Origin of the sequence: Lelliottia sp. CFBP8978 (genome assembly GCF_034046055.2) — a bacterium.
Taxonomy (GTDB): domain Bacteria; phylum Pseudomonadota; class Gammaproteobacteria; order Enterobacterales; family Enterobacteriaceae; genus Enterobacter.
This window is the reverse complement of the sequence record NZ_CM188253.1, coordinates 1,369,482-1,393,178: the sequence shown is the minus strand read 5'-3', so window position 1 is coordinate 1,393,178 and position 23,697 is coordinate 1,369,482. Positions and strand designations below refer to the sequence as shown.

Genomic DNA, 23,697 nt, shown 5'->3' with positions numbered 1-23,697 from the left:
TTATGCCCACCAGTGAGCGATTTGCCAGGCGAGACGCGCTGCCAGTCTGGCGCCCTGTCCGTCTCTGTCGTAAAGCGGGTTAAACTCGACCAAATCCGCTGCCTGGAGCTTTCCGCTTTGACAGATTTGCCTGATAACCGGCAGCAGATCCTGCGCCGGAACGCCGAGCGCCGCCGGGGCCGACACCGCAGGCATTTCACCGGCGGGCAGCACATCCAGATCGATGGTCAGATAGACGCGATCCGCCCCGGCCAAAACCTGCTCAAGCACAGAAAATGCCTCGCGACGAAAATCCAGATCTTCGACCAGCGTGACCTTCAGACGGGCCGCTTCGTCCCACAGCGCCTGCGTATTGGCCGCGCGGCTGACGCCAAAACAGGCGTAGTGAAATTCCCGCTGTTGCGTTTCACAGTACTGCGCCAGCTGGCGGAACGGTGTGCCCGACGTCGCGTGCTCCGCCTTGCGTAAATCGAGATGCGCGTCGAGATTAATGATGGCGATACGATCATTCGCAAACGCATCCAGCACGCCGCGCCCGTGCGCCCATGCGGTTTCATGTCCGCCGCCGAACACCAGCGTGCGCATACCCGATTGCTGGCAGGCCTGCACCGCATCGCTCAAAGCACGCTGCGCGGACTCAAGCTGGTCGCCCTCAACGCTTATCGTGCCCATATCGGTGAGACGCGCGTGGCCGCTATGGCTGGCCATGTTCGCCAGCGCTTTGCGCAGCTCATCAGGCGCCTGCGCGGCCCCTGGTCGCCCATGATTGCGCCGGACGCCTGCGTCGCACGCGAACCCCAGCAGCGCAATACCTGAATTTTTTGGCGCAAAACGATCGGTCTGCGCGATAGTCTGGAAGATGCGCAGCGCGTTGCTGGCCTCTGCGCTGTCGTCGCGCCCCTGCCAGAGCTCAGGTGAGGTCGGCCGCCACATCGTCATGTTACCCTCCCGCGGAATACGCGCTGATAGAGCGGATTGCGCCCCGGCTCATAGACCATCTCCACCGGGCGCTCGGCGTCCCAGACAATAAAATCGGCCACGAACCCGGCGCTGAGCTGACCGTGCGTTGCGCCACGGCCCAGCGCCTGCGCGGCATGTCGCGTCACGCCCGCCCACGCCTCTTCCGGCGTTAAGCCAAACTGGACGCAGGCCATATTCATCGCCAGATGCAGGCTGGCAAACGGGCTGGTTCCGGGATTGTAATCGGTGGCCACGGCCAGCGGAACGCCGTGCTTGCGCAGCAGCCCGACCGGCGGACGCTGGCGCTCCTGCAAAAAATAGAACGCGCCCGGCAGCAGTACCGCCACCGTGCCGCTTTGGGCCATCGCACGCACGCCCGCCTCATCAAGATACTCAATATGATCGGCCGACAGCCCCTGATAGCGGCTCACCAACGCTGCGCCGCCCAGGCTGGAGAGCTGTTCGACGTGACCCTTAACCGGGATCCCCAACGCGGCGGCGGCCCGGAAAACCCGCTCGGTTTGCGCCAGCGTAAAGCCAACGTTTTCGCAAAAAACATCCACCGCCTCAAACAGGCCCTGCCGCCAGAGCGCGGGCATGATCTCTTCGCAGACCTGCGTCAGGTACGCATCCGGATCGTGGCGATACTCCGCTGGCACGGCGTGGGCAGCCAGCAGCGTCGGGCTGATTTCAACCGGATGCTGTTGCGCGAGGGATTGCGCCACGCGCAGCATGCGCTCTTCCGCCTGCGCATTAAGGCCATATCCGGATTTGATTTCGAGGGTCGTCACGCCCTCTTGCATCAGGCGATGCAAACGCTGCTCCGCCTGTTTCAGTAACGTGTCCGAATCGCTACTGCGGGTTGCCGTGACGGTGGCATTTATTCCGCCGCCCTGGGCGCTGATGGTTTGATACGAGACACCGTTCAGGCGCTGTTCCCACTCTGCGGCACGGTCGCCGCCAAACACCAGATGGGTGTGACAATCAATCAAACCCGGCGTCACCAGCCGCCCCTCTAAATCGATCTGATGAGCATGGCCTGGCGGCACTTCCGATTCCGGCACCAGCGCCAGAATGGTCTGCCCGCGCACAATGAGCGCGACCTTTTCACGCAGGCCGTAAGGCTCAGAATGCTTCGGATCCAGCGTGGCCAGGCGTGCGTTGCGCCAGATAACATCGTCAGGGTGAAGCTGCTGCATAGGGCTTCCACTTGTCATGGGTTGTATAGACATTTATTTTGATTCATTTGTCGCTGTCAACCCGCTTTACGGAAATTGTTACTAATTTGTGACATTTTACCCGTCGCGACGCGGTGAAATGTACAACTTTTTAGCTTTTCGTCTTCCCGTTTCGCTCAACTTAGTATAAAAAAGCAGGCTATTTCGATCATCCCGTTAAGACTCGTGAAGCAAGGAGCTTTCCCTTGAATATTTCCAGGATTTCTCGTCTGGCGTTAGCACTCGCCTTTGGCGTGACATTGTCAGCGTGCAGCTCAACGCCACCTGACCAGCTGCCCTCTGAGCAGGCAGCACCCGGCACGGCATCGCGCCCTGTTCTCTCTGCTGGCGAAGCGAAAAACTTCACCGCTGCACATTATTACTCTGCAATGGATCCGAACGCTGCGCCGTGGACACCGTCTGCGATTAACGTGCCAGCGCAGCCTGACTTCGTGGTCGGCCCGGCGGGCACTCAGGGTGTGACGCACACCAGCATTCAGGCTGCCGTTGACGCGGCCATTACCAAACACAGCGCATCACGCCAGTACATCGCGATTCTGCCAGGCGAGTATGAAGGGACTGTCTATGTTCCCGCCGCACCGGGCAGCATTACCCTGTACGGTACCGGTGAGAAAGCGATCGACGTGAAGATTGGTCTGGCGATCGACTCTGAACTCGATCGTAATAGCTGGCGTCATCTGGTCAACCCGGCCGGGAAATATATGCCGGGCAAACCGGCGTGGTATATGTTCGACAACTGCCAGAGCAAACAAAGTGCGACCGTTGGCATGATGTGCTCGGCGGTATTCTGGTCGCAGAATAATGGCCTGCAGCTGCAAAATCTGACCATTCAGAACACGCTGGGTGACGGCGTCGATGCCGGTAACCATCAGGCAGTCGCGCTGCGTACCGACGGCGACAAGGTACAGATTAATAACGTCAATATTCTGGGTCGCCAGAACACCTTCTTCGTGACCAACAGCGGTTTACAGAACACACTGCAGAACAACCGTCTGACCCGTACTCAGGTCACCAACAGCTATCTCGAAGGCGATGTGGATATCGTTTCCGGTCGCGGTGCGGTGGTGTTTGATAACACCGAATTCCGCGTGGTGAACTCGCGTACGCAGCAGGAAGGTTATGTGTTTGCTCCGGCAACGCTGTCGAACATGTTCTACGGCTTCCTGGCGATCAACAGTCGCTTTACCGCAGCCGGTGACGGCGTGGCGCAACTGGGCCGCTCTCTGGACGTCGATTCGGCTACAAACGGCCAGGTTGTCATTCGTGACAGCGTGATCAATGAAGGTTTCAATATGGCGAAACCGTGGGCCGATGCGGCTATCTCCAAACGTCCTTACTCCGGTAACACAGGCGCGATGGATGATAAAGGCAACGTGCAGCGCAACCTGAACGACGCAAACTTCAACCGCATGTGGGAATACAACAACCGCGGTGTTGGTAGCAAAGTGGTTGCCGAACCGAAGCAGTAATCGCCCTCTTCGGACATAAAAAAACCTCGCGCTGGCGAGGTTTTTTTATTTTTAGTCGCTTAGTGCGCGTTAACCACTACCCACATTGGGCCCTGGCCAACGGCATAACGCCCTTTCTCTTCAAGAAGCCCCTGCTCGCCATGAATTTTATACAGCGCGATGTGGTGAGATTTCTGTCCTGCCGCAATCAGGAATTGCCCGCAATTGTCGATGTTAAAACCACGCGGCTGCGTTTCGGTCGGCTGGAAACCTTCAATCGACAGCACGCTGCCATCTTCTGAGATGCTGAAGATAGTGATAAGGCTTGAGGTACGGTCGCAGGCGTAAAGATGACGGCCATCCGGCGTGATATGAATATCGGCCGCCCAGCGGGTGTCGCTAAAGTCCGAAGGCATCATGTCCAGCGTCTGGACGCACTCAACTTGTCCCTTCGGATCGTTCAGTTCCCACACATCAACGGAGCTGTTCAGTTCGTTGACCACGTAAGCGTATTGCTGATTCGGATGGAACACCATATGACGCGGACCGGCGCCCTCAACGGCGGTCACTTCGGAAGGCGTTTGCGCAGCCAGATGGCCATCGTCGCTCAGGGTGAACAGGCAGATGCGATCCTGTTTCAGAGCGGGAACCCACAGAGTACGGTTATCCGGAGAGATATTTGCGGAGTGGCAACCCTCAAGCCCTTCGACAACGTCCACGGTTTCAACCGGCACACCCTCTTCAAGACGCGTGACGCTAACGCAGCCAGAATTATACGATCCGCTGAAGAGGAAACGGCCCTGGCGATCGGTGGAGATGTGCGTCGGGCTACCCGGCAGCGGCGCTTCGGCGGTAAAGGTTAATGCGCCATCATCCGGCGCGATGCGGTAGGCCAGAACGCGGAATTCAGGACGCACGCCAACATACAAAAAACGTTTATCCGGGCTGACAACCATCGGTTGAACCTGTCCCGGAACATCAACCACCTGAACCAGCGTAAGCGAGCCTTCGGCATTCAAACGCCAGACGTGGATCTGCTGGCTTTCAGGACTGGCGGTATAAACGGTTTGTTTCATGAATACTCCTTTCCTCACTGCGCGTGAACGTAATTAACTTTTAACGGTGAATGCTGAATTGTCGCCCGGCATTTTGCCGGTTCCGTCTCTCGGTGTACCATCCCCTAAGACCTTAAATTCAATATTAACCCGGAAGAACAAATGACCTCGCGTGTGATTGCACTGGATTTAGACGGTACGCTGTTAACCCCTCAAAAAACCCTGCTTCCCTCTTCCCTTGAAGCACTCAAACGAGCCCAGGAAGCGGGATATCAACTCCTGATCGTTACGGGTCGACATCACGTTGCCATTCATCCTTTTTATCAGGCACTGGCGCTAGATACACCTGCAATTTGTTGTAACGGGACTTATTTGTATGATTATCAAGCGAAAAAGGTTCTTGAGTCCGATCCGCTGCCTGTCGCCCAGGCGCTGCAACTGATCGATCTGCTCGATGAGCACGCCGTTCATGGCCTGATGTATGTCGATGATGCGATGATGTATGAGCATCCGACCGGCCACGTCCTTCGCACCCGCAACTGGGCGCTCTCGCTACCGGAGGCGCAGCGCCCGGTCTTTACCCAGGTCTCTTCGCTTCGTCAGGCTGCTCAGGAGGTCAATGCCATCTGGAAATTTGCTCTGACGGGCGAAGACACCGGCAAGCTGGACGCTTTCGCGAAATACATTGAGCAGACGCTGGGACTGGAGTGCGAGTGGTCCTGGCACGATCAGGTGGATATTGCCCGTAAAGGTAACAGTAAAGGCAAACGCCTGACGCAGTTTGTCGAGTCGCAGGGGATGTCGATGAACGAGGTCATTGCTTTCGGCGATAACTACAACGACATCAGCATGCTCGAAGCCGCGGGCACGGGCGTGGCGATGGGCAATGCCGATGACGCGGTCAAAGCGCGCGCAAATGTGGTGATTGGCGATAACACCACCGACAGCATCGCGCAGTACATCTACACCCATCTGCTGTAATCAGGTGGTGATCGAGACGCTCTTGATTTGTGCGTAAAGCCACAGGCCGGGTTTGATCCCCAGCTCATCCCTGGCCCACGGGCTGATACGCGCCCAGAGCGTCTTGCTGCCGACCTCCAGCTGCACTTCTACCTGTCCGTTATCATCAAGGCACTGCGCCACTTTTGCGCGCAAAATATTACGGATACTGGTTTGTAGCGGCGGTTGCAGCACCAGCGAAACATCCGACGCCTGAATACGAATACGCAGCGCGGATTGCAGCGGCTTGTCGATCTTATTGACCCACAGATGCTGATCGCCCAGCGCCAGCGCCGTCATGGCATAGTGCGGATGATGTTCCAGCACGCTTACTTTCAGAATGCTGCTCTGCTGCTCTTTCGGCAGCCACGGATGCATAACGCTACTGCCCCAGACTTCCTCCAGATTGCCAAATGCTTTCACACTGCCGTTTTCCAGCACCAGCACTTTGTCCGCCAGATGCAGAATTTCATCCAGTGAATGGCTGACGTAGAGCATCGGAATATTAATTTCGCGCGCCAGACGTTGCAGATAAGGCAGCAGCTCGCGTTTGCGGGGGATATCAAGCGAGGCGAGCGGTTCGTCGAGCAACAGTAGCTCTGGTGCGGTTAACAGCGCCCGCCCGATGGCGACACGCTGTTTTTCGCCACCGGAGAGCGACGACGGCAGACGGTCCAGCAACGCTTCAATCCCCAACAACGCCACCAGCTTATCAAACTGACCGGCCATGCTTTTTGCCATGCCATAGCGCAGATTCCCGCGCACTTTGTAGTGCGGAAACAGTCGGGCATCCTGGAAAACATAGCCGATACGCCGCTTTTCAGGCGTCAGGTAGATGCCTTTTTCAACGTCATTCAGGACGCGATCGTTAAGCGCAATCCGGCCCGTTTGCGGGCGCGTCAGGCCGCTTATCGCATTAATGAGTGAGGTTTTTCCTGCCCCCGATACGCCAAAAATCGCGGTAATCCCGCTGGCGGGCAACGTTTCGTTGAGCGTCAGGCTGTGATTGCCCAGCGTCTGGGTAAAATGAAGTTCCAGCATGATTATTTCCCCATCCGCTCGCGGCTAAGACGCGCCAGCCATTCCGAAATCAACAGCGACACCAGCGCCAGAACAATGGAAAGAATACAGAGTCTTGCCGCTGCGCTTTCACCGCCAGGGGTCTGAATGAGGGTATACATCGCCGACGGAATGGTGCGGGTTTCACCGGGAATGTTCGACACAAAGGTGATCGTCGCGCCAAATTCGCCAAGCGATCGGGCAAACGCCAGCACCGTGCCGACGATAATACCTGGCAAGGTCAACGGCAGCGTAATCGTCAAGAAGACGCGCCAGCGCCCGGCCCCCAGCGTGCGTGCGGCTTGCTCCAGCCGCAGATCGACCCCTTCCAGCGCCAGGCGTATCGCTCTTACCATCAGCGGGAATGACATCACAGCCGCTGCCAGCACCGCGCCGCGCCAGCTAAAGGCAAAGGTCAGACCAAACCAGTCATAAAGCCACTGGCCGATAAAACCGCGTCGCCCCATGGCAATCAGCAACAGATAACCCACCACGACCGGCGGTAACACAAGGGGGAGATGGAGAAGACTGTCGAGCAGGGCTTTACCGGGAAACTGACAGCGAACCAGTAACCAGGCAAAGAAGATCCCAAAGGGCAAACTAAAGGCAACTGCCAGGGAGGAGACTTTAAGGCTCAGCAACACAGCCTGCCATTCAGGATCGGTCAATATCATCAGTGAGTCGTAAATCCGTAACGTTTAAAGATTGCCGACGCCTCTGGCCCCTTCAGGTATTCCACGAAGGTGCTGACCGTCGCATTTTTGTGTCCATCAACAATCGCAATCGGGTACTCGACTTTCTTGTGCGAGTCTTCCGGGAAGGTCCCGACCACTTTCACCCCTTTTCCGGCAACCGCATCAGAGCCGTAGACGATACCCAGCGGGGCTTCATTACGCTCCACCAGCGCCAGTGCGCCGCGCACATCTTCAGCCGGTGCGAGCTTCGGCGACAATGTATCCCACGCGCCCAGTTTTTGCAGCGCTTCTTTCGCGTAAATCCCGGCCGGAACGTGGTCCGGATCGCCGACGGCCAGACGGCCATCTTTCAGCAGACTGGTCCAGTTTGTCTCTTTATTGATGCTGATCTCGCCCTGGGCGCTGGCTTTTGGTGCGACAACCACCAGGCTGTTACCCAACAGGGTTTCACGGGTGGCGGCATCAATGGATTTTTTCTCAACCGCGTAATCCATCCACTTTTGATCGGCAGAAATAAACAGATCGGCTGGCGCACCGGCTTCAATCTGACGGGCCAGCGTAGAAGAAGAGGCGAAGGAAGAGGCAACGTCGACGTTTTTCTCTTTTTTATACTGCGCCGCAATCTCCTGCAGGGCATTGGTTAACGATGCCGCCGCAAAAACCGTGATTTTACCTTCTTCAGCCAGCGCGTGTCCGGTGAGAGAAAGTGTCAATGTCGCCCCTGCAAAAAGGCGTAGCCATGTACGTGCCATTTTTAACTCCTGTGAGTGTCGTTATATACTTATAAATATAACGATAACTGCAGGGATAACCTAGCGCTAAATCGTACCGATTAATGAGTAAACGGGCCTGGTACTGGAAATAATATCGGCGGGAATGGCGGAAACTTGAGAGCAAAACGCCCGGACAAGCCGGGCGTTTTGGAGGGAATCAATGCTGCTTTTTAGGCTGGTCTTTATGACCAATGTTCGAAAATAGGTTGAACACTTCACCCAGACCGTAGATGGCGCCGAGGATGATGGCCATCACTACGGGTACCATGATCACGGCGAATACCAGACTTTTCAACAACTCTAACATGGTTTTCTCCAGATACTGTGAATGGGCTATTCTACCCTGAAAAGTCAGAAAAACATCCCCTTTTGTGCGGTACGCTTTGCGCTCCCGAGCAATTGGGTCACAATACGCTTTTTGCCAGGATACGTGTCATGCAGGCCGAAATTCTCCTCACCCTTCGACTTCAGCAGAAGCTTTTCGCCGATCCGCGACGCATCGCCCTGCTTAAACAAATAGAGCAAACCGGTTCAATTAGCCAGGGCGCCAAAAACGCCGGTATCAGCTACAAAAGCGCGTGGGATGCCATCAATGAGATGAACACGCTCAGCGAACAAACTCTGGTCGATCGCGCTACAGGCGGCAAGGGCGGCGGCGGCGCGGTATTGACCCGCTACGGTCAACGCCTGATCCAGCTCTACGATCTGCTCGCGCAAATTCAACAAAAAGCGTTTGATGTATTGAGCGATGACGACGCCCTTCCCCTGGACAGTCTGCTGGCGGCCATCTCCCGCTTCTCGCTGCAAACCAGCGCACGAAATCAGTGGTTTGGAACGGTGACGGCGCGCGATCGCGCTCAGGTTCAGCAACACGTTGAGATTCTGCTGGCCGATGGCACGACACGACTTAACGTTGCGATCACCGCGCAGAGCGGCGAGCGGCTAGGACTGGAAGAGGGTAAAGAGGTGCTGGTGTTGCTGAAAGCGCCGTGGGTGAATATCACGCGCGACGCAAAACAGGCGCAGCACGCCGACAACCAGCTCCGGGGCGCAATAAGCCACATTGAACGCGGCGAAGATCAGTGCGAAGTGCTGATGGCGCTGCCCGATGGACAGAGGCTGTGTGCCACGGTTCCGGCTGCAGATGCGGAAGATCTTCATGAAGGTGTTGAAGTCACGGCCTGGTTTAACGCTGACCGGGTGATTATCGCCACGTTGTGTTAAGTGCATTGACAAACGTGGCAACAGTGGGTATCCCTGAAGCTTATTGCTGCATAAAATGGGATAACTCATGTCGTCATTGCAAATTTCGCAAGGCACGTTTCGTCTTAGCGATACCCGAATTCTCACCCTTCCGGATTTAACCCTGCGTGCAGGCGAGAGCTGGGCGTTTGTCGGCACCAACGGCAGCGGCAAATCCGCCCTGGCCCGCGCGCTGGCGGGGGAGCTGGTTCAGCTTAAAGGCGCACGTCAGTGCAGCTTCACCCGTCTCACCCGTCTCTCCTTCGAGCAACTCCAGAAACTGGTCAGCGACGAATGGCAGCGCAATAACACCGATCTGCTGAGTCCTGGCGAAGACGATACCGGTCGTACCACGGCTGAAATTATCCAGGACGACAGAAAAGACGACGCCCGTTGTCGGCAACTTGCGGAACGCTTTGGCATGACTCACCTGCTGGAACGGCGCTTTAAATATCTCTCGACCGGTGAAACCCGCAAAACGCTGCTGTGTCAGGCGCTGATGAGCGAGCCGGAGCTGCTGATTCTGGACGAGCCTTTCGACGGACTGGATGTACAATCCCGCGCACAGCTGGCGTCGCTGCTCGCCGCGCTCAATCAGCAAGGTTATACCCTCGTTCTGGTCCTGAATCGCTTCGATGAAATCCCTGATTTTGTCCGGTATGCGGGCGTGCTGGCCGACTGTTCTCTGACCGAGACCGGCGAAAAAGACGCGCTGTTGCAACAAGCGTTGATCTCGCAGCTGGCGCATAGTGAAAAACTCGACGGCATTGCACTCCCTGAGCCAGACGCTCCTTCGGCGCGGAATACCTTAGACCGCCACCAGCCACGCATCCAACTGCTCAACGGCGTGGTTTCCTATAACGATCGGCCGATTCTCAATCAGCTAAGCTGGACGGTCAATCCAGGCGAACACTGGCAAATTACCGGCCCGAACGGCGCGGGTAAATCCACCCTGTTGAGTTTGATTACCGGCGATCATCCGCAGGGTTATAGCAACGATTTAACGCTGTTTGGCCGCCGTCGCGGCAGCGGTGAAACCATCTGGGATATTAAAAAGCATATTGGCTACGTCAGCAGCAGTTTGCATCTGGATTACCGTGTCAGCACGACGGTACGGAATGTCATTTTGTCGGGTTATTTCGATTCCATTGGCATTTACCAGGCGGTTTCGGACAGGCAGCATAAGCTGGCGCAACAATGGCTCGATATTCTGGGAATGGATAAACGCGTGGCAGACGCGCCTTTTCACAGTTTGTCATGGGGCCAGCAGCGGCTGGCGTTGATTGTGCGAGCGCTGGTCAAGCACCCCACTCTGCTAATCCTGGACGAGCCGCTGCAAGGGCTGGATCCGTTAAACCGGCAGCTTATTCGTCGGTTTGTGGATGTCCTGATTGGTGAGGGCGAAACGCAATTGCTGTTTGTTTCCCACCATGCCGAAGATGCGCCGTCCTGCATCACCCATCGGCTGGAATTTGTTCCTGATGGCGAAAGCTATCGCTATGAACTGAGCCGCATCTCATAGAGCGCTATCCCGGGGGCCTGGCCCCCATTTTCAGATAACCTGCATCATTACATCGTTATCCCTTTGATTTAGAATGGCATCAACAGTCAGCAAAACGAGCGTGAAACGCAGTGTAAGCGATTCCACTATTTTATCCCATGTCACACTTTTAGCGTCTCTGTTATGCTATGGTTATTACATACCATAAGCCTAATGGAGCGAAAAATGCGAGTTCTGGTAACAGGTGGTAGCGGTTACATTGGAAGTCATACCTGTGTGCAACTGCTGCAAAATGGCCATGATGTCATCATCCTCGACAACCTGTGCAACAGTAAGCGCAGCGTCCTGCCCGTCATCGAACGCCTTGGCGGAAAGCAGCCCGCGTTTGTGGAAGGCGACATCCGCAATGAAGCGTTGATGACCGAAATTCTCCACGATCACGCCGTTGATACCGTGATTCACTTCGCCGGTCTTAAAGCCGTGGGCGAGTCGGTGGCAAAACCCCTCGAATACTACGATAACAACGTGAACGGTACTCTGCGCTTAATCTCCGCGATGCGCGCCGCCAACGTTAAAAACTTCATTTTCAGCTCTTCTGCCACCGTCTACGGCGACCAGCCCAAAATCCCGTACGAGGAGAGCTTCCCGACCGGGACGCCGCAAAGCCCGTACGGTAAGAGCAAACTGATGGTGGAACAGATTCTGGCCGATCTGCAAAAAGCGCAGCCAGACTGGAGCATCGCGCTGCTGCGCTATTTCAACCCGGTTGGCGCACATCCGTCAGGCGATATGGGTGAAGACCCGCAGGGGATCCCGAACAACCTGATGCCGTACATCGCGCAGGTCGCCGTCGGTCGTCGTGATTCGCTCGCTATCTTTGGCAACGATTATCCGACGGAAGATGGTACGGGCGTGCGCGATTACATCCACGTGATGGATCTGGCTGATGGTCATGTCGCAGCGATGCAACAGCTGGCGAATAAACCCGGCGTGCATATTTATAACCTCGGCGCAGGGGTGGGCAGCAGCGTGCTGGACGTGGTTAACGCCTTCAGCAAAGCCTGCGGCAAACCCGTGGCCTATCACTTTGCTCCGCGCCGTGACGGCGATCTTCCTGCCTACTGGGCTGATGCCTCCAAAGCGGACAAAGAGCTTAACTGGCGTGTGACGCGCACGCTTGATGAAATGGCGCAGGATACCTGGCACTGGCAATCGCGCCACCCGCAAGGCTATCCGGACTAAGGATTTGTCATGACCCAATTCAACCCCGTCGATCATCCGCATCGTCGTTATAACCCGTTAACCGGGCAGTGGATTTTGGTTTCTCCGCACCGCGCAAAGCGTCCCTGGCAAGGGGCGCAAGAAACGCCGGCTAAACAGACGCTGCCGCAGCACGATCCCGATTGCTTCCTGTGTCCCGGCAATACGCGTGTCACCGGCGATAAAAATCCGGATTACAAAAGCACTTATGTGTTCACAAATGATTTTGCCGCCCTGATGACCGATACTCCGGATGCGCCGGAAAATGTGGATCCGCTGATGCGCTGCGAAAGCGCGCGCGGAACCAGCCGGGTGATCTGCTTCTCTCCGGATCACAGCAAAACGCTGCCCGAGCTGAGCGTGAGCGCGCTGACTGACGTGATTACCACCTGGCAGGAACAGACTGCCGAACTGGGGGAAAACTATCCCTGGGTACAGGTGTTTGAAAACAAAGGCGCGGCGATGGGCTGTTCAAACCCGCATCCTCACGGCCAGGTCTGGGCCAACAGCTTCCTGCCAAATGAAGTCGAGCGTGAAGATCGGCTGCAAAAAGCCTATTTTGCAGAAAACCAGTCACCGCTGCTTGTGGACTATGTCCAGCGCGAACTGGCCGATGGCAGCCGTACGGTTGTTGAAACGGAACACTGGCTGGCCGTGGTGCCGTACTGGGCGGCGTGGCCGTTCGAGACGCTGCTGCTGCCGAAAGCGCACATCCTGCGTATCACCGATTTGAGCGATGCCCAGCGCGACGATCTTGCGCTGGCGCTGAAGAAGCTGACCAGCCGCTATGACAATCTGTTCCAGTGCTCGTTCCCCTACTCCATGGGCTGGCACGGTGCGCCATTTAATGGCGAAGAGAATCAACACTGGCAGTTACACGCCCATTTTTATCCGCCGCTACTGCGTTCAGCGACGGTGCGTAAATTTATGGTGGGCTATGAAATGCTGGCTGAAACCCAGCGCGATCTGACGGCGGAACAGGCAGCAGAACGCCTGCGTGCCGTCAGCGATGTCCATTACCGCGAATCAGGAGTCGAATAAATGAGTCTGAAAGATAAAACACAATCCCTGTTTGCTGAACAATTCGGCTACCCTGCCACCCATGCCATTCAGGCTCCGGGCCGCGTCAATTTGATTGGTGAGCACACCGATTATAACGATGGTTTTGTGCTGCCCTGCGCGATTGATTATCAGACCGTGATCAGCTGCGCCAAACGCGATGACCGCCAGGTGCGCGTGATTGCCGCCGATTATGATAATCAAATCGACGAGTTTTCCCTTGATGCGCCGATTGTGGCTCACGATACCCAGCAGTGGTCAAACTACGTGCGCGGGGTGGTTAAACATCTGCAAAAGCGCAACAAGAATTTTGGCGGCGCAGACCTGGTCATCACCGGTAACGTTCCGCAGGGCGCAGGACTGAGTTCGTCTGCCTCGCTGGAAGTGGCGGTGGGTACCGTATTCCAGCAGCTTTACCATCTGCCGCTCGATGGCGCGCAAATTGCCCTCAACGGTCAGGAAGCGGAAAACCAGTTCGTCGGCTGTAACTGCGGGATAATGGATCAGCTGATTTCTGCGCTCGGCAAGAAAGAGCATGCGCTGCTGATTGATTGCCGCACGCTGGGCACCAAAGCCGTCTCTTTGCCAAAAGGGGCTGCTGTCGTGATCATCAACAGCAACTTCAAACGTACGCTGGTGGGTAGCGAATACAATACCCGTCGCGAACAGTGCGAAACCGGCGCGCGATTCTTCCAGCAGCCGAAACTGCGTGATGTTTCACTCAATGAGTTCAATAAAGTGGCGCACGAGCTTGACCCGGTTGTGGCCAGGCGTGTTCGGCACGTCCTGACCGAAAACGCCCGTACCGTAGAAGCCGCTACCGCGCTGGAAAAAGGTGACCTCAAACGCATGGGCGAACTGATGGCGGAGTCCCACGCCTCGATGCGCGATGATTTCGAGATCACCGTGCCGCAAATTGATAGCCTGGTCGAGATCGTAAAAGCGACAATTGGCGATAAAGGCGGCGTGCGCATGACCGGCGGCGGCTTCGGCGGCTGCATTGTGGCGCTGATCCCTGAGGAGCTGGTTCCGGCGGTTCAGGATGCTGTCGCGCAGCAATACGAAGCGAAAACCGGTATCAAGGAGACCTTCTACGTCTGCAAAGCATCGCAAGGAGCTGGACAGTGCTAAACGAAACCCCGACCCTCGCTCCCGATGGTCTGCCGTACCGCCTGCTGACCCTGCGCAATAGCGCCGGGATGGTGGTCACGCTGATGGACTGGGGCGCAACTCTGCTCTCTGCCCGCGTACCTATGCCTGATGGCAGCGTGCGTGAAACGCTGCTTGGCTGCGCGTCGCCGGAGCAGTACGTCAGCCAGGCGGCTTACCTCGGTGCCTCGGTGGGCCGCTACGCCAACCGTATCGCTCAAAGCCGTTTTACGCTTGATGGTCATCAATTCGATCTGCTGCCGAACCAGGGTGAAAACCAGCTGCACGGTGGACCAGAAGGGTTTGATAAACGTCGCTGGCGTATCGCTTCGCAGAACGACGGTGAAGTGCAGTTTGCGCTGGAATCCATCGACGGCGACCAGGGATTCCCCGGTAATCTCTCGGCAACGGCCCTCTTCCGCTTGAGCGAAGATAATCGCCTCACCATTGAATATCGTGCGACGGTCGACAAAGCCTGTCCGGTGAACATGACCAACCACGCCTATTTCAATCTCGACGGCGACCAGACAGATGTGCGCAACCATAAGCTGCAAATCCTGGCTGATGATTATTTACCAGTCGATGAGATGGGTATTCCCTTTGAAGGGCTGAAACCCGTTGCGAAGACCAGCTTTGATTTCCGCACTGCGAAAATCATCGCTCACGAGTTCCTGAGTGACGATCATCAGCGCAAAGTGAAAGGCTACGATCACGCATTTCTGCTCCAGGCGCAGGGGGATGTGACTCAGCCTGCCGCCCAGGTGTGGTCTGCCGACGAAAAACTGCAGATGACGGTGTATACCACCGCGCCAGCCCTGCAGTTCTATTCCGGCAACTATCTCGGCGGTACACCTGCCCGTGAAAAGGATGATTACAGCGACTGGCAGGGACTGGCGCTGGAAAGCGAATTCCTGCCGGACAGCCCGAACCATAGCGACTGGCCGCAGCCGGATTGCGTCTTACGGCCCGGCGAGGAATACCGGAGCGTGACCGAATATCACTTTATCCCGCATTAATTTTCAGCCCTCCTGTCGGAGGGTTTTTTTTGCCCGTCTTGCTGAAAATAGCGCCGATCGCAGACAAAATCATAACCCTGGATTCACAAGCATCTTACACTGGGACACTATTTTCGCTATGGTTAGGGTTAAGCGTTGCCGCTGAAGCACTCACGGCAATATAATGAGAATTGTTATCATTAAAAATGCGTAGTCATTCATGCGGTTTGAGGTGGCATGCCTGAAGGTTTCCGTCTGCGTAGTTAACGCTATTAGCGGGGATCCCGGGTAAGCCCTGCTAAAGCAACGTGAAAGATGAAGCGCGAATAATGCTTATGAGGAGAGAGATATGGCTGTAACTAAGCTGGTTCTGGTGCGCCATGGCGAAAGCCAGTGGAACAACGAAAACCGCTTCACCGGTTGGTATGATGTTGACCTGTCTGAGAAAGGCGTTAGCGAAGCAAAAGCTGCAGGTAAACTGCTGAAAGACGAAGGCTTCAGCTTTGACTTTGCTTATACCTCTGTGCTGAAACGTGCTATCCACACGCTGTGGAACGTTCTGGACGAACTGGACCAGGCCTGGCTGCCGGTCGAGAAATCCTGGAAACTGAACGAGCGTCACTATGGTGCGCTGCAGGGTCTGAACAAAGCCGAAACCGCAGAGAAATACGGTGACGAGCAGGTTAAGCAGTGGCGTCGCGGCTTCGCGGTGACTCCACCAGAGCTGACCAAAGATGACGAGCGCTACCCGGGCCACGATCCACGTTATGCGAAACTGACCGATGCAGAGCTGCCACAGACCGAAAGCCTGGCACTGACGATCGATCGCGTTGTGCCTTACTGGAACGAAACCATTCTGCCACGCGTAAAAAGCGGTGAGCGCGTGATCGTAGCCGCTCACGGTAACTCCCTGCGCGCACTGGTAAAATACCTGGACAACATGGGCGAAGATGAGATCCTCGAACTGAACATCCCAACGGGCGTACCGCTGGTGTATGAGTTCGACGAAAACTTCAAACCGATTAAACGTTACTATCTGGGTAACGCTGACGAAATCGCGGCAAAAGCAGCAGCAGTCGCGAACCAGGGTAAAGCGAAGTAATTTTCGCCAGAAATAAAAAAAGCGTGGAGCAATCCACGCTTTTTTATTTGTGCAGAAGAATTAGCCGCGACGTGCTTTCACCGCATTCGCCAGCTGACGCAGAATCGCGTCGGTATCTTCCCAGCCGATGCAGGCGTCGGTCACGCTTTTGCCATACACCAGCGGTTCGCCGCTCTCCAGACTCTGATTGCCTTCTACCAGATGGCTTTCAATCATCACGCCAATCACTGCGGTTTCGCCGTTGGCCAGCTGCTGGCAAACGTCTGCGCCCACTTCCATCTGCTTTTTGAACTGCTTGCTGGAATTGGCATGGCTGAAATCGATCATGACGTTTGGCGACAGGCCCGCTTTTTCCAGTCCGGATTTCACCTCAGCAACGTGTTGAGCGCTGTAGTTTGGCTCTTTACCGCCGCGCAAAATAATATGGCAATCGCCGTTACCGCTGGTATTCACGATGGCAGAGTGACCCCATTTGGTCACCGAGAGGAAGCAGTGCGGCGCACCCGCAGCATTGATCGCATCAATGGCGACTTTCATGGTGCCATCGGTGCCATTTTTGAAGCCCACCGGGCACGAAAGGCCAGAGGCCAGTTCACGGTGCACCTGAGATTCTGTCGTCCGCGCACCAATAGCGCCCCAGCTCATCAGGTCGGCAAGGTATTGCGGGGTGATCATATCAAGGAATTCACCCGCAGCCGGTAACCCGGAATCGTTGATTTCGAGCAGCAGTTTACGCGCGATGCGCAGCCCGTCGTTAATCTGGAAACTGTTATCCATGTGCGGATCGTTAATCAGCCCTTTCCAGCCTACCGTCGTGCGCGGCTTTTCAAAATAGACACGCATCACCACTTCCAGCTCCCCTTTCAGCTCCTCGCGAAGCGTCAGCAGTCGGGTGGCGTACTCTTTCGCCGCCGCAGGATCGTGAATGGAACACGGGCCAATCACAACCAGCAGGCGATCGTCATTACCGTTGAGGATCCTGTGGATCGCCTTACGGGCATGAGAAACCGTATTCGCGGCATTTTCAGTGGCGGGGAATTTTTCAAGGAGTGCTACAGGGGGTAATAACTCATTGATCTCTTTAATACGCAAATCGTCATTCTGATAATTCATGATCGTTCCGGCCTGGCCATATTTTTTGTAAGGAATGCAATCTTTTCAATCTAACTTGTCAGCCAGGAAGTGTAAACAGGGTTTTACACTTCGCACGGATAATTCCTGGAATTAGGCTTATAAACGCCACAAAGTAGCGAGAAACGAGATCTACTCTACAATTTATAACTCTAAGCACTTACTTTTTTAATATTAACGACATTCCATACTGCCAAAAGCGCGCAGCCTGGAGTTTTATTCACTGAGCACGACGTTATTCGCACACGCACTGTTGGAAGAAGTTATCCAGCAAATAACGACCAGAACAGGAGCAACATGATGAAAATGAATAAACTGGCAACCCTTTTTCTGACGGCTACGTTAACGATGGCGAGCGGTGCCGCACTGGCAGCCGATAACACCGGTTCTGACAGCAATGGTCAGGCGAACGCAGCGGCCTCCGCCGGCCAGGTTGCACCTGATGCTAAACAGAATGTGGCACCTAATAATGTTGATAACAACGACATTAACACCAGCGGTGGTTCGAACAGCGGAACCATGCTGCACCCGAATGGTACCGACTCGGGAACAATGAATCATGACGGTATGAGCAAAGACGAGATTCATAAAAATTCAATGTGTAAAGACGGGAAATGCCCGGACATCAACAAGAAAGTTGAAACCGGTACCGGCAGCAATAGTGAAGTTGATACCAAAACAGATGGTACAACTCAGTAACCGGATCCCGGTCTGATGAAATTAAGGAGAGCGTAAGCTCTCCTTTCTTTTTTGTGCAAAATATTAAAAACTCTACACTTACAGTGATATCTCATCAGGACATGATTTATGGCGCACTCTCATTCGCACTCGCCTGCTTCAGGGGACGAAAACGCTAAACGTTTGATGCTGGCTTTCGCCGTCACCGCCACGTTTATGATTATTGAAGTGATTGGTGGGCTGGTTTCCGGTTCCCTGGCTCTGCTGGCGGATGCCGGGCATATGCTCACGGATGCTGCCGCGCTCCTCTTTGCATTAATGGCCGTGCAGTTTTCTCGTCGCCCACCTAATGCCCGTCACACGTTTGGCTGGCTACGGCTGACCACTCTCGCCGCGTTTGTGAATGCCATCGCGCTGGTCGTGATTACCATTTTAATCGTCTGGGAAGCGTTTCAGCGTTTCCGCGATCCGCAGCCCGTCGCCGGGATGACCATGATGGTGATTGCGGTCGCCGGACTGCTGGCCAATATTTTGGCGTTCTGGATTTTGCATCGCGGCAGCACAGAGAAAAATCTCAACGTGCGCGCCGCAGCGCTGCATGTGCTGGGTGATCTACTGGGTTCGGTCGGCGCGATTGTGGCGGCGTTAGTCATTATCTACACCGGCTGGACCCCTATCGATCCGATATTGTCGGTGCTGGTCTCCTGCCTGGTGCTGCGTAGCGCGTGGGGGTTACTGCGGGAAAGTGTGAATGAGTTGCTGGAAGGCGCGCCCGTTGCGCTCGATATTCCGGCCCTAAAACGAAAACTGTGTCGCTCTATCCCGGAAGTTCGCGACGTTCACCACGTCCATGTCTGGCAGGTTGGTGAGAAACCGGTGATGACTCTGCATGTGCAGGTTGTTCCTCCGCACGATCATGATGCTTTGCTGGGGCGTATCCAGCACTTCCTGGAACATCATTACGAGATTTCGCACGTCACCATCCAGATGGAGTACCAGGCCTGTAACGGACCGGACTGCCACCTCAACGAGGTGCAGACCGGCCATTCACATCATCATCATTAACGGGATAGCGCGCGAGAGCCACGCTCGCGCGCACTGTTAATCCACATCCGGCTGCCGTTCAGGGCAATAAAGGTCAGAAGCAGATACTCCAGCGACATGGCGTACACGCCCTGCAGCGCGAAGATCACCACGCTTATCACATTGATGATCACCCATAACAGCCAGTTCTCAACGTATTTACGGGTCATCAGAATCATCGCCGCGATCGACAACACCATCATGCAGGAGTCCCAGAACGGGAAGGCATCAGGCTGCAATTCTGGCATCGTGACATTTAACCCCATGCCTGACATGACCGATACCGACACCCGCGTCAGGAAGCCAAACACCGGGTTGATGTAAAGGGTCATCAGACCGATAGCGATAACACACGCCACCAGCCAGGCGACAGCTTTGGGTAAGGGTAACCAGCGGATCTGAAGCTCGGCCTCTCGATCGCTGGTCTGCCGCGACCAGGCGTACCAGCCGTAAATATTGGCAGCGAAGAAAAATAGCTGCAACAGCAGGCTGGCGTAGAGCTGGATTTGAAAAAAGATAATCGCAAAAAGCGTGACGTTTATCAGGCCAAAAGCATAGTTGCTGATCTTTTCCAGGCTCGCAAGCCAGATACACAGCAACCCGGCGATTGTGCCTACCGCTTCAATCCATGACAGATCGTAGCCACCGGCGCCGATCGGTATATGCACCAGGATGTTCTGCGTGCTAAAAAAATCCATCTTTTCCCCAAAGCGTAATGATACGCGATTTCTTAAGTCAGGACCGTAGTGTAGCTGCAAAATCCAGCATACGGTTAAGAGGAATTAACGCCCCCTCACGCAGTGCAGCATCAACATGGATTTCATGAGCCGCCCCGCCAGATTCCAGCCCTTCAGCAATCGCCTTAAGCCCATTCATCGCCATCCACGGGCAGTGCGCGCAGCTACGGCACGTTGCCCCTTCCCCTGCTGTGGGAGCCTCGAACAACTCTTTGTCAGGAACCGCCTGCTGCATCTTATAAAAAATACCGCGATCGGTGGCCACAATAAGCTTTCTATGGGGCAGCGTTCTGGCAGCATTAATCAGCTGGCTGGTTGAACCGACCGCATCCGCCATATCCACCACCGACTGAGGCGATTCCGGATGGACCAGAATGGCGGCATCGGGATGGAGGGCTTTCATTCGGGCAAGCGCCTGCGTTTTAAACTCGTCATGCACGATACACGCCCCCTGCCAGCACAGAACGTCAGCCCCCGTTTGTTTCTGCACATAGCTGCCGAGATGTTTGTCCGGAGCCCAGATAATTTTCTGCCCGAGGCTGTCGAGATGTTCAATCAATTCAACGGCGATGCTGGAGGTAACCACCCAGTCTGCGCGTGCTTTAACGGCAGCAGAGGTGTTGGCGTAAACCACGACCGTTCTGTCGGGATGGGCATCACAAAACGCGCTGAATTCGTCTATCGGACAGCCTAAATCCAGTGAACATTCCGCATTGAGAGTGGGCATCAGAATGGTTTTTTCCGGGCTTAAAATCTTGGCCGTCTCTCCCATAAAGCGAACGCCCGCCACAAGCAGCGTGGAAGCGGCGTGTTTTGCCCCAAAGCGCGCCATCTCAAGGGAGTCGGAGATGCAACCGCCGGTTTCTTCCGCTAGCTGCTGGATTTCGGGATCGGTGTAATAATGCGCCACCATGACCGCATCTCGTTCTTTTAACAGGCGCTTGATTTTCTCCCGGTAGAACTGCTTTTCGTCCGTGCTTAACGGAACTGGCTTTGGCGGGAAAGGATAAATTGCGGCTTCAGGATCAAACATTACGCTCATCATTGCATCTCGTTTTACTGGCTTAACAATAAAGCCTCTCTTTTGCGTGTTGAGCGAAAGATAAGACTATTGCGTTTTTTATACTAAACAAGATAGCGGATTGAAGGGGAAAAGTCACAATATTTGGATAGCAAAAAGGCGCCTTTAGGGCGCCTTTCTACATTGGTGGGTCGTGCCGGATGACTCGCTTCGCTCGCCCTTCGGGCCGTCGCCGTACGCGGCTCCGGTGTCTCACTTCGTTCGACTCGAACCTCCAACAGGTTCTCATCCTGCCGAATCGGACATAGCAAAAAGGCGCCTTTAGGGCGCCTTTCTACATTGGTGGGTCGTGCAGGATTCGAACCTGCGACCAATTGATTAAAAGTCAACTGCTCTACCAACTGAGCTAACGACCCCTTTCGGGACTTGCAAATTTTTATTCAGGCTGGTGGGTCGTGCAGGATTCGAACCTGCGACCAATTGATTAAAAGTCAACTGCTCTACCAACTGAGCTAACGACCCATTCGGGTGTTGCCTGAATTTTGTAGTATTGGTGGGTCGTGCAGGATGACTCGGCTTCGCCTCGCCCTACGGGCCGTTGCTGACGCAACGTTATCCTTCACGTTTTACTATTGCTTCCACCAGACTATTGGTGGGTCGTGCAGGATTCGAACCTGCGACCAATTGATTAAAAGTCAACTGCTCTACCAACTGAGCTAACGACCCGATGGTGGGTGATGACGGGCTCGAACCGCCGACCCCCTCCGTGTAAAGGAGGTGCTCTACCAACTGAGCTAATCACCCAACGTCGTACTACAGGGCACTACAGAATAATCTTAAGTGGTGGGTCGTGCAGGATGACTCGGCTTCGCCTCGCCCTACGGGCCGTTGCTGACGCAACGTTATCCTTCACGTTTTACTACTGCTTCCACCAGATTATTGGTGGGTCGTGCAGGATTCGAACCTGCGACCAATTGATTAAAAGTCAACTGCTCTACCAACTGAGCTAACGACCCACTTTTGCGCGGCTTCCGGGCTGTTTGATATCCCTTGGCAACGGCGGCATATATTACTGATTTAAGAATTGAGCGCAACAAAAATTTCGACGAAGATCACTTAACTGCTTACGAATCATGCGGCAAGACCAGAAATAACGCGATTTCTGGTCACGCGACACTCATCCCATCGAACCAAGACGTTTTTGCGCTTGTTTTGCACCTTCGGTGCCAGGGTACTTCGTGACCACCTGCTGATAAACGGCCTTCGCTTTCGCACGATCGCCTTTATCCTGCATAATGACCCCGACCTTAAACATCGCGTCCGGTGCTTTAGGTGATTTCGGGTAATTTTTTACCACAGAGGCAAAATAAAACGCCGCATCATCTTTTTTACCCTTGTTGTAATTCAATTGTCCAAGCCAGTAATTCGCATTTGGCTGGTAAGTTGAATCAGGGTACTTCTTCACGAAGTTCTGAAAGGCCGCTATGGCATCGTCCTGACGCGATTTATCCTGCACCAGGGCAATCGCTGCATTGTAGTCAGTATTCGCGTCACCGCTCTGTACAGGCGCACCTGAAGAGGCTGATGCATCTGCTGATGGTGCAGGCGTCGCTGTCGCAGCGGCGCTCTGATCGCCAGCGGCGGGTTGCGCTGCTGCGCCACCGTTACTCAGCCCGTCGATCTGCAGTAAAATCTGCTTCTGACGTTCGACAACCTGGTTAAGCTGATACTGGCTTTCCTGGATTTGACCACGGAGAGAATCAATATCGTTTTGGTTATCGGAGAGCTGCTGCTGAAGTTGAGTTAAAAGCTGACTATGAGCGTTTGAAATACGCTCGAGTTGAGTGACGCGGTCTTCGACCGAGCCGGAGCCGACACTACTGATTGGTGCCTGAGCAAAAGCGGCCCAGGGGGCCGCTATTCCAACCAGTAACGACAGACTCAATAGTTGATGTCTGAAGTTACTGCTCATGCAATTCTCTTAGTAAACCAGTACGGCACGACGGTTTTTGGAGTAAGCCGCTTCGTCATGACCCAGTACTGCAGGTTTTTCTTTACCGTAAGAAACGATAGAGATCTGGTCTGCAGAAACGCCTTTACCCTGCAGGTACATCTTAACGGCGTTAGCACGACGTTCACCCAGGGAGATGTTGTACTCAGGAGTACCACGTTCGTCAGCATGACCTTCTACGGTGACTTTGTAAGATGGGTTGCTACGCAGGAAATTAGCGTGAGCATCCAGCATCGCAGCGAAGTCAGAACGGATGTCATACTTGTCCAGATCGAAGTAAACAATGTTGTTCTGCTGCAGCTGCTGCATCTGAAGACGAGCTTGCTCTTCAGAAGACATGTTGCCGTTACCGTTAGCATCCATACCAGTGCCGGCACCCATCATGCCTTCGCCGCTCTGGTCGTTGCTTGCATTCTTGTTGGAAGAACACGCCGCGATTGCCATTACAGGCAGAGCGATCATCAGCCCCTTCAGCACTTTGTTCAGTTGCATTTCTAAGAT

Annotated in this window: 23 protein-coding genes, 5 tRNA genes and 1 other RNA gene; 11 read left to right on the top strand and 18 right to left on the bottom strand. The window is 54.8% G+C overall.

Features of this window, described 5'->3' with window-relative positions; all coding sequences use genetic code 11:
* Nucleotides 1-939 (bottom strand): formimidoylglutamase, encoded by a 939-nt coding sequence (gene hutG / locus SOM82_RS06490; RefSeq protein WP_320459945.1) that lies wholly within the window; start codon nt 937-939, stop codon nt 1-3.
* Nucleotides 936-2,159, bottom strand: coding sequence for an imidazolonepropionase (hutI, locus tag SOM82_RS06485; protein ID WP_320459944.1), 1,224 nt, complete (start codon nt 2,157-2,159; stop codon nt 936-938). The genes hutG and hutI overlap by 4 nt, the downstream gene beginning before the upstream one ends.
* A 224-nt stretch (nt 2,160-2,383) precedes the next feature.
* On the opposite strand from hutI, the gene SOM82_RS06480 reads away from it, so the two are divergent.
* A complete protein-coding gene (locus SOM82_RS06480; protein WP_320459943.1) occupies nt 2,384-3,667 on the top strand; it encodes a putative acyl-CoA thioester hydrolase in 1,284 nt (427 codons plus the stop codon).
* A gap of 59 nt (nt 3,668-3,726) precedes the next feature.
* On the opposite strand, the gene pgl is transcribed toward SOM82_RS06480, so the two are convergent.
* Nucleotides 3,727-4,722: a 6-phosphogluconolactonase gene (gene pgl, locus SOM82_RS06475; RefSeq protein WP_320459942.1), complete on the bottom strand. Its 996-nt coding sequence runs from the start codon at nt 4,720-4,722 to the stop codon at nt 3,727-3,729.
* Nucleotides 4,723-4,863: 141 nt separating this feature from the next.
* On the opposite strand from pgl, the gene SOM82_RS06470 reads away from it, so the two are divergent.
* Nucleotides 4,864-5,682, top strand: a complete 819-nt coding sequence (locus SOM82_RS06470; protein ID WP_320459941.1) for a pyridoxal phosphatase — start codon at nt 4,864-4,866, stop codon at nt 5,680-5,682.
* Here SOM82_RS06470 and modC read toward each other — a convergent pair whose 3' ends face one another.
* From modC to SOM82_RS06450, 4 genes are all read right to left on the bottom strand, one after another.
* A complete protein-coding gene (modC, locus tag SOM82_RS06465; RefSeq protein WP_154126731.1) occupies nt 5,683-6,741 on the bottom strand; it encodes a molybdenum ABC transporter ATP-binding protein ModC in 1,059 nt (352 codons plus the stop codon).
* A 2-nt stretch (nt 6,742-6,743) separates the two neighbouring features.
* Nucleotides 6,744-7,433 carry a molybdate ABC transporter permease subunit gene (modB, locus tag SOM82_RS06460; protein ID WP_154126730.1) on the bottom strand — a complete coding sequence of 230 codons (690 nt, stop codon included), beginning with the start codon at nt 7,431-7,433 and terminating at the stop codon, nt 6,744-6,746.
* Entirely contained in the window at nt 7,433-8,206 is a 774-nt protein-coding gene (gene modA, locus SOM82_RS06455) for a molybdate ABC transporter substrate-binding protein (RefSeq protein ID WP_320459940.1), read from the bottom strand. The genes modB and modA overlap by 1 nt, the downstream gene beginning before the upstream one ends.
* 178 nt (nt 8,207-8,384) lie before the next feature.
* Complete coding sequence (locus tag SOM82_RS06450; protein ID WP_032638956.1) at nt 8,385-8,534, bottom strand: AcrZ family multidrug efflux pump-associated protein; 150 nt, start codon at nt 8,532-8,534, stop codon at nt 8,385-8,387.
* 128 nt (nt 8,535-8,662) lie between these two features.
* Between SOM82_RS06450 and modE the strand changes: the two genes are divergently transcribed.
* The 7 genes from modE to gpmA all read left to right on the top strand — a co-directional run bounded on the left by modE (nt 8,663) and on the right by gpmA (nt 16,535).
* Nucleotides 8,663-9,451: a molybdenum-dependent transcriptional regulator gene (gene modE / locus SOM82_RS06445; protein ID WP_320459939.1), complete on the top strand. Its 789-nt coding sequence runs from the start codon at nt 8,663-8,665 to the stop codon at nt 9,449-9,451.
* A gap of 67 nt (nt 9,452-9,518) precedes the next feature.
* Complete coding sequence (gene modF, locus SOM82_RS06440) at nt 9,519-10,991, top strand: molybdate ABC transporter ATP-binding protein ModF (RefSeq protein WP_320459938.1); 1,473 nt, start codon at nt 9,519-9,521, stop codon at nt 10,989-10,991.
* 204 nt (nt 10,992-11,195) lie between these two features.
* Complete coding sequence (gene galE, locus SOM82_RS06435) at nt 11,196-12,212, top strand: UDP-glucose 4-epimerase GalE (protein ID WP_320459937.1); 1,017 nt, start codon at nt 11,196-11,198, stop codon at nt 12,210-12,212.
* Nucleotides 12,213-12,221: 9 nt separating this feature from the next.
* On the top strand, nt 12,222-13,271 hold the full coding sequence (gene galT, locus SOM82_RS06430) for a galactose-1-phosphate uridylyltransferase (protein ID WP_320459936.1): 1,050 nt from the start codon (nt 12,222-12,224) through the stop codon (nt 13,269-13,271).
* Nucleotides 13,272-14,420 (top strand): galactokinase, encoded by a 1,149-nt coding sequence (galK, locus tag SOM82_RS06425; RefSeq protein WP_320459935.1) that lies wholly within the window; start codon nt 13,272-13,274, stop codon nt 14,418-14,420.
* Nucleotides 14,414-15,454, top strand: a complete 1,041-nt coding sequence (galM, locus tag SOM82_RS06420; RefSeq protein ID WP_320459934.1) for a galactose-1-epimerase — start codon at nt 14,414-14,416, stop codon at nt 15,452-15,454. The genes galK and galM overlap by 7 nt, the downstream gene beginning before the upstream one ends.
* A 328-nt stretch (nt 15,455-15,782) precedes the next feature.
* On the top strand, nt 15,783-16,535 hold the full coding sequence (gene gpmA, locus SOM82_RS06415) for a 2,3-diphosphoglycerate-dependent phosphoglycerate mutase (RefSeq protein WP_154126722.1): 753 nt from the start codon (nt 15,783-15,785) through the stop codon (nt 16,533-16,535).
* A gap of 60 nt (nt 16,536-16,595) precedes the next feature.
* Here the strand turns inward: gpmA and aroG are convergent, their stop codons facing one another.
* Nucleotides 16,596-17,648 (bottom strand): 3-deoxy-7-phosphoheptulonate synthase AroG, encoded by a 1,053-nt coding sequence (gene aroG, locus SOM82_RS06410; RefSeq protein WP_154126721.1) that lies wholly within the window; start codon nt 17,646-17,648, stop codon nt 16,596-16,598.
* Nucleotides 17,649-17,966: 318 nt separating this feature from the next.
* Here aroG and SOM82_RS06405 point away from each other — a divergent pair, with 318 nt between their 5' ends.
* Nucleotides 17,967-18,365 carry a YbgS-like family protein gene (locus tag SOM82_RS06405; RefSeq protein ID WP_320460070.1) on the top strand — a complete coding sequence of 133 codons (399 nt, stop codon included), beginning with the start codon at nt 17,967-17,969 and terminating at the stop codon, nt 18,363-18,365.
* Nucleotides 18,366-18,473: 108 nt separating this feature from the next.
* Complete coding sequence (gene zitB / locus SOM82_RS06400; RefSeq protein WP_154126720.1) at nt 18,474-19,409, top strand: CDF family zinc transporter ZitB; 936 nt, start codon at nt 18,474-18,476, stop codon at nt 19,407-19,409.
* On the opposite strand, the gene pnuC is transcribed toward zitB, so the two are convergent.
* The 10 genes from pnuC to pal all read right to left on the bottom strand — a co-directional run bounded on the left by pnuC (nt 19,406) and on the right by pal (nt 23,688).
* Nucleotides 19,406-20,125, bottom strand: a complete 720-nt coding sequence (pnuC, locus tag SOM82_RS06395) for a nicotinamide riboside transporter PnuC (protein ID WP_320459933.1) — start codon at nt 20,123-20,125, stop codon at nt 19,406-19,408. The two genes, zitB and pnuC, sit on opposite strands and share 4 nt — an antisense overlap.
* Nucleotides 20,126-20,162: 37 nt before the next feature.
* The gene (gene nadA / locus SOM82_RS06390) at nt 20,163-21,206 is read right to left on the bottom strand and encodes a quinolinate synthase NadA (protein WP_320460069.1); all 1,044 of its coding nucleotides are present in this window, start codon (nt 21,204-21,206) and stop codon (nt 20,163-20,165) included.
* A gap of 163 nt (nt 21,207-21,369) precedes the next feature.
* A non-coding RNA gene (locus tag SOM82_RS06385) (RtT sRNA) lies at nt 21,370-21,495 on the bottom strand.
* 30 nt (nt 21,496-21,525) lie between these two features.
* A tRNA-Lys gene (locus SOM82_RS06380) sits at nt 21,526-21,601 on the bottom strand.
* 30 nt (nt 21,602-21,631) lie between these two features.
* Nucleotides 21,632-21,707 (bottom strand) — tRNA-Lys (locus SOM82_RS06375).
* 128 nt (nt 21,708-21,835) lie between these two features.
* A tRNA-Lys gene (locus tag SOM82_RS06370) sits at nt 21,836-21,911 on the bottom strand.
* A 2-nt stretch (nt 21,912-21,913) separates the two neighbouring features.
* Nucleotides 21,914-21,989 (bottom strand) — tRNA-Val (locus tag SOM82_RS06365).
* A 136-nt stretch (nt 21,990-22,125) separates the two neighbouring features.
* A tRNA-Lys gene (locus SOM82_RS06360) sits at nt 22,126-22,201 on the bottom strand.
* A gap of 161 nt (nt 22,202-22,362) precedes the next feature.
* Nucleotides 22,363-23,157, bottom strand: a complete 795-nt coding sequence (gene cpoB, locus SOM82_RS06355) for a cell division protein CpoB (protein ID WP_320459932.1) — start codon at nt 23,155-23,157, stop codon at nt 22,363-22,365.
* 9 nt (nt 23,158-23,166) lie between these two features.
* Nucleotides 23,167-23,688, bottom strand: coding sequence for a peptidoglycan-associated lipoprotein Pal (pal, locus tag SOM82_RS06350; protein ID WP_003858578.1), 522 nt, complete (start codon nt 23,686-23,688; stop codon nt 23,167-23,169).
* Between the last annotated feature and the right edge of the window lie 9 nt (nt 23,689-23,697).

Bases quoted from the DNA above. Each gene is read 5' to 3' on its own strand.
- hutG (WP_320459945.1), bottom strand. From the start codon at position 939: ATGACGATGTGGCGGCCGACCTCACCTGAGCTCTGGCAGGGGCGCGAC.
- hutI (WP_320459944.1), bottom strand. From the start codon at position 2,159: ATGCAGCAGCTTCACCCTGACGATGTTATCTGGCGCAACGCACGCCTG.
- pgl (WP_320459942.1), bottom strand. From the start codon at position 4,722: ATGAAACAAACCGTTTATACCGCCAGTCCTGAAAGCCAGCAGATCCAC.
- SOM82_RS06470 (WP_320459941.1), top strand. From the start codon at position 4,864: ATGACCTCGCGTGTGATTGCACTGGATTTAGACGGTACGCTGTTAACC.
- modC (WP_154126731.1), bottom strand. From the start codon at position 6,741: ATGCTGGAACTTCATTTTACCCAGACGCTGGGCAATCACAGCCTGACG.
- modB (WP_154126730.1), bottom strand. From the start codon at position 7,433: ATGATATTGACCGATCCTGAATGGCAGGCTGTGTTGCTGAGCCTTAAA.
- modA (WP_320459940.1), bottom strand. From the start codon at position 8,206: ATGGCACGTACATGGCTACGCCTTTTTGCAGGGGCGACATTGACACTT.
- SOM82_RS06450 (WP_032638956.1), bottom strand. From the start codon at position 8,534: ATGTTAGAGTTGTTGAAAAGTCTGGTATTCGCCGTGATCATGGTACCC.
- modE (WP_320459939.1), top strand. From the start codon at position 8,663: ATGCAGGCCGAAATTCTCCTCACCCTTCGACTTCAGCAGAAGCTTTTC.
- modF (WP_320459938.1), top strand. From the start codon at position 9,519: ATGTCGTCATTGCAAATTTCGCAAGGCACGTTTCGTCTTAGCGATACC.
- galE (WP_320459937.1), top strand. From the start codon at position 11,196: ATGCGAGTTCTGGTAACAGGTGGTAGCGGTTACATTGGAAGTCATACC.
- galT (WP_320459936.1), top strand. From the start codon at position 12,222: ATGACCCAATTCAACCCCGTCGATCATCCGCATCGTCGTTATAACCCG.
- galK (WP_320459935.1), top strand. From the start codon at position 13,272: ATGAGTCTGAAAGATAAAACACAATCCCTGTTTGCTGAACAATTCGGC.
- gpmA (WP_154126722.1), top strand. From the start codon at position 15,783: ATGGCTGTAACTAAGCTGGTTCTGGTGCGCCATGGCGAAAGCCAGTGG.
- aroG (WP_154126721.1), bottom strand. From the start codon at position 17,648: ATGAATTATCAGAATGACGATTTGCGTATTAAAGAGATCAATGAGTTA.
- SOM82_RS06405 (WP_320460070.1), top strand. From the start codon at position 17,967: ATGAAAATGAATAAACTGGCAACCCTTTTTCTGACGGCTACGTTAACG.
- zitB (WP_154126720.1), top strand. From the start codon at position 18,474: ATGGCGCACTCTCATTCGCACTCGCCTGCTTCAGGGGACGAAAACGCT.
- pnuC (WP_320459933.1), bottom strand. From the start codon at position 20,125: ATGGATTTTTTTAGCACGCAGAACATCCTGGTGCATATACCGATCGGC.
- nadA (WP_320460069.1), bottom strand. From the start codon at position 21,206: ATGAGCGTAATGTTTGATCCTGAAGCCGCAATTTATCCTTTCCCGCCA.
- cpoB (WP_320459932.1), bottom strand. From the start codon at position 23,157: ATGAGCAGTAACTTCAGACATCAACTATTGAGTCTGTCGTTACTGGTT.
- pal (WP_003858578.1), bottom strand. From the start codon at position 23,688: ATGCAACTGAACAAAGTGCTGAAGGGGCTGATGATCGCTCTGCCTGTA.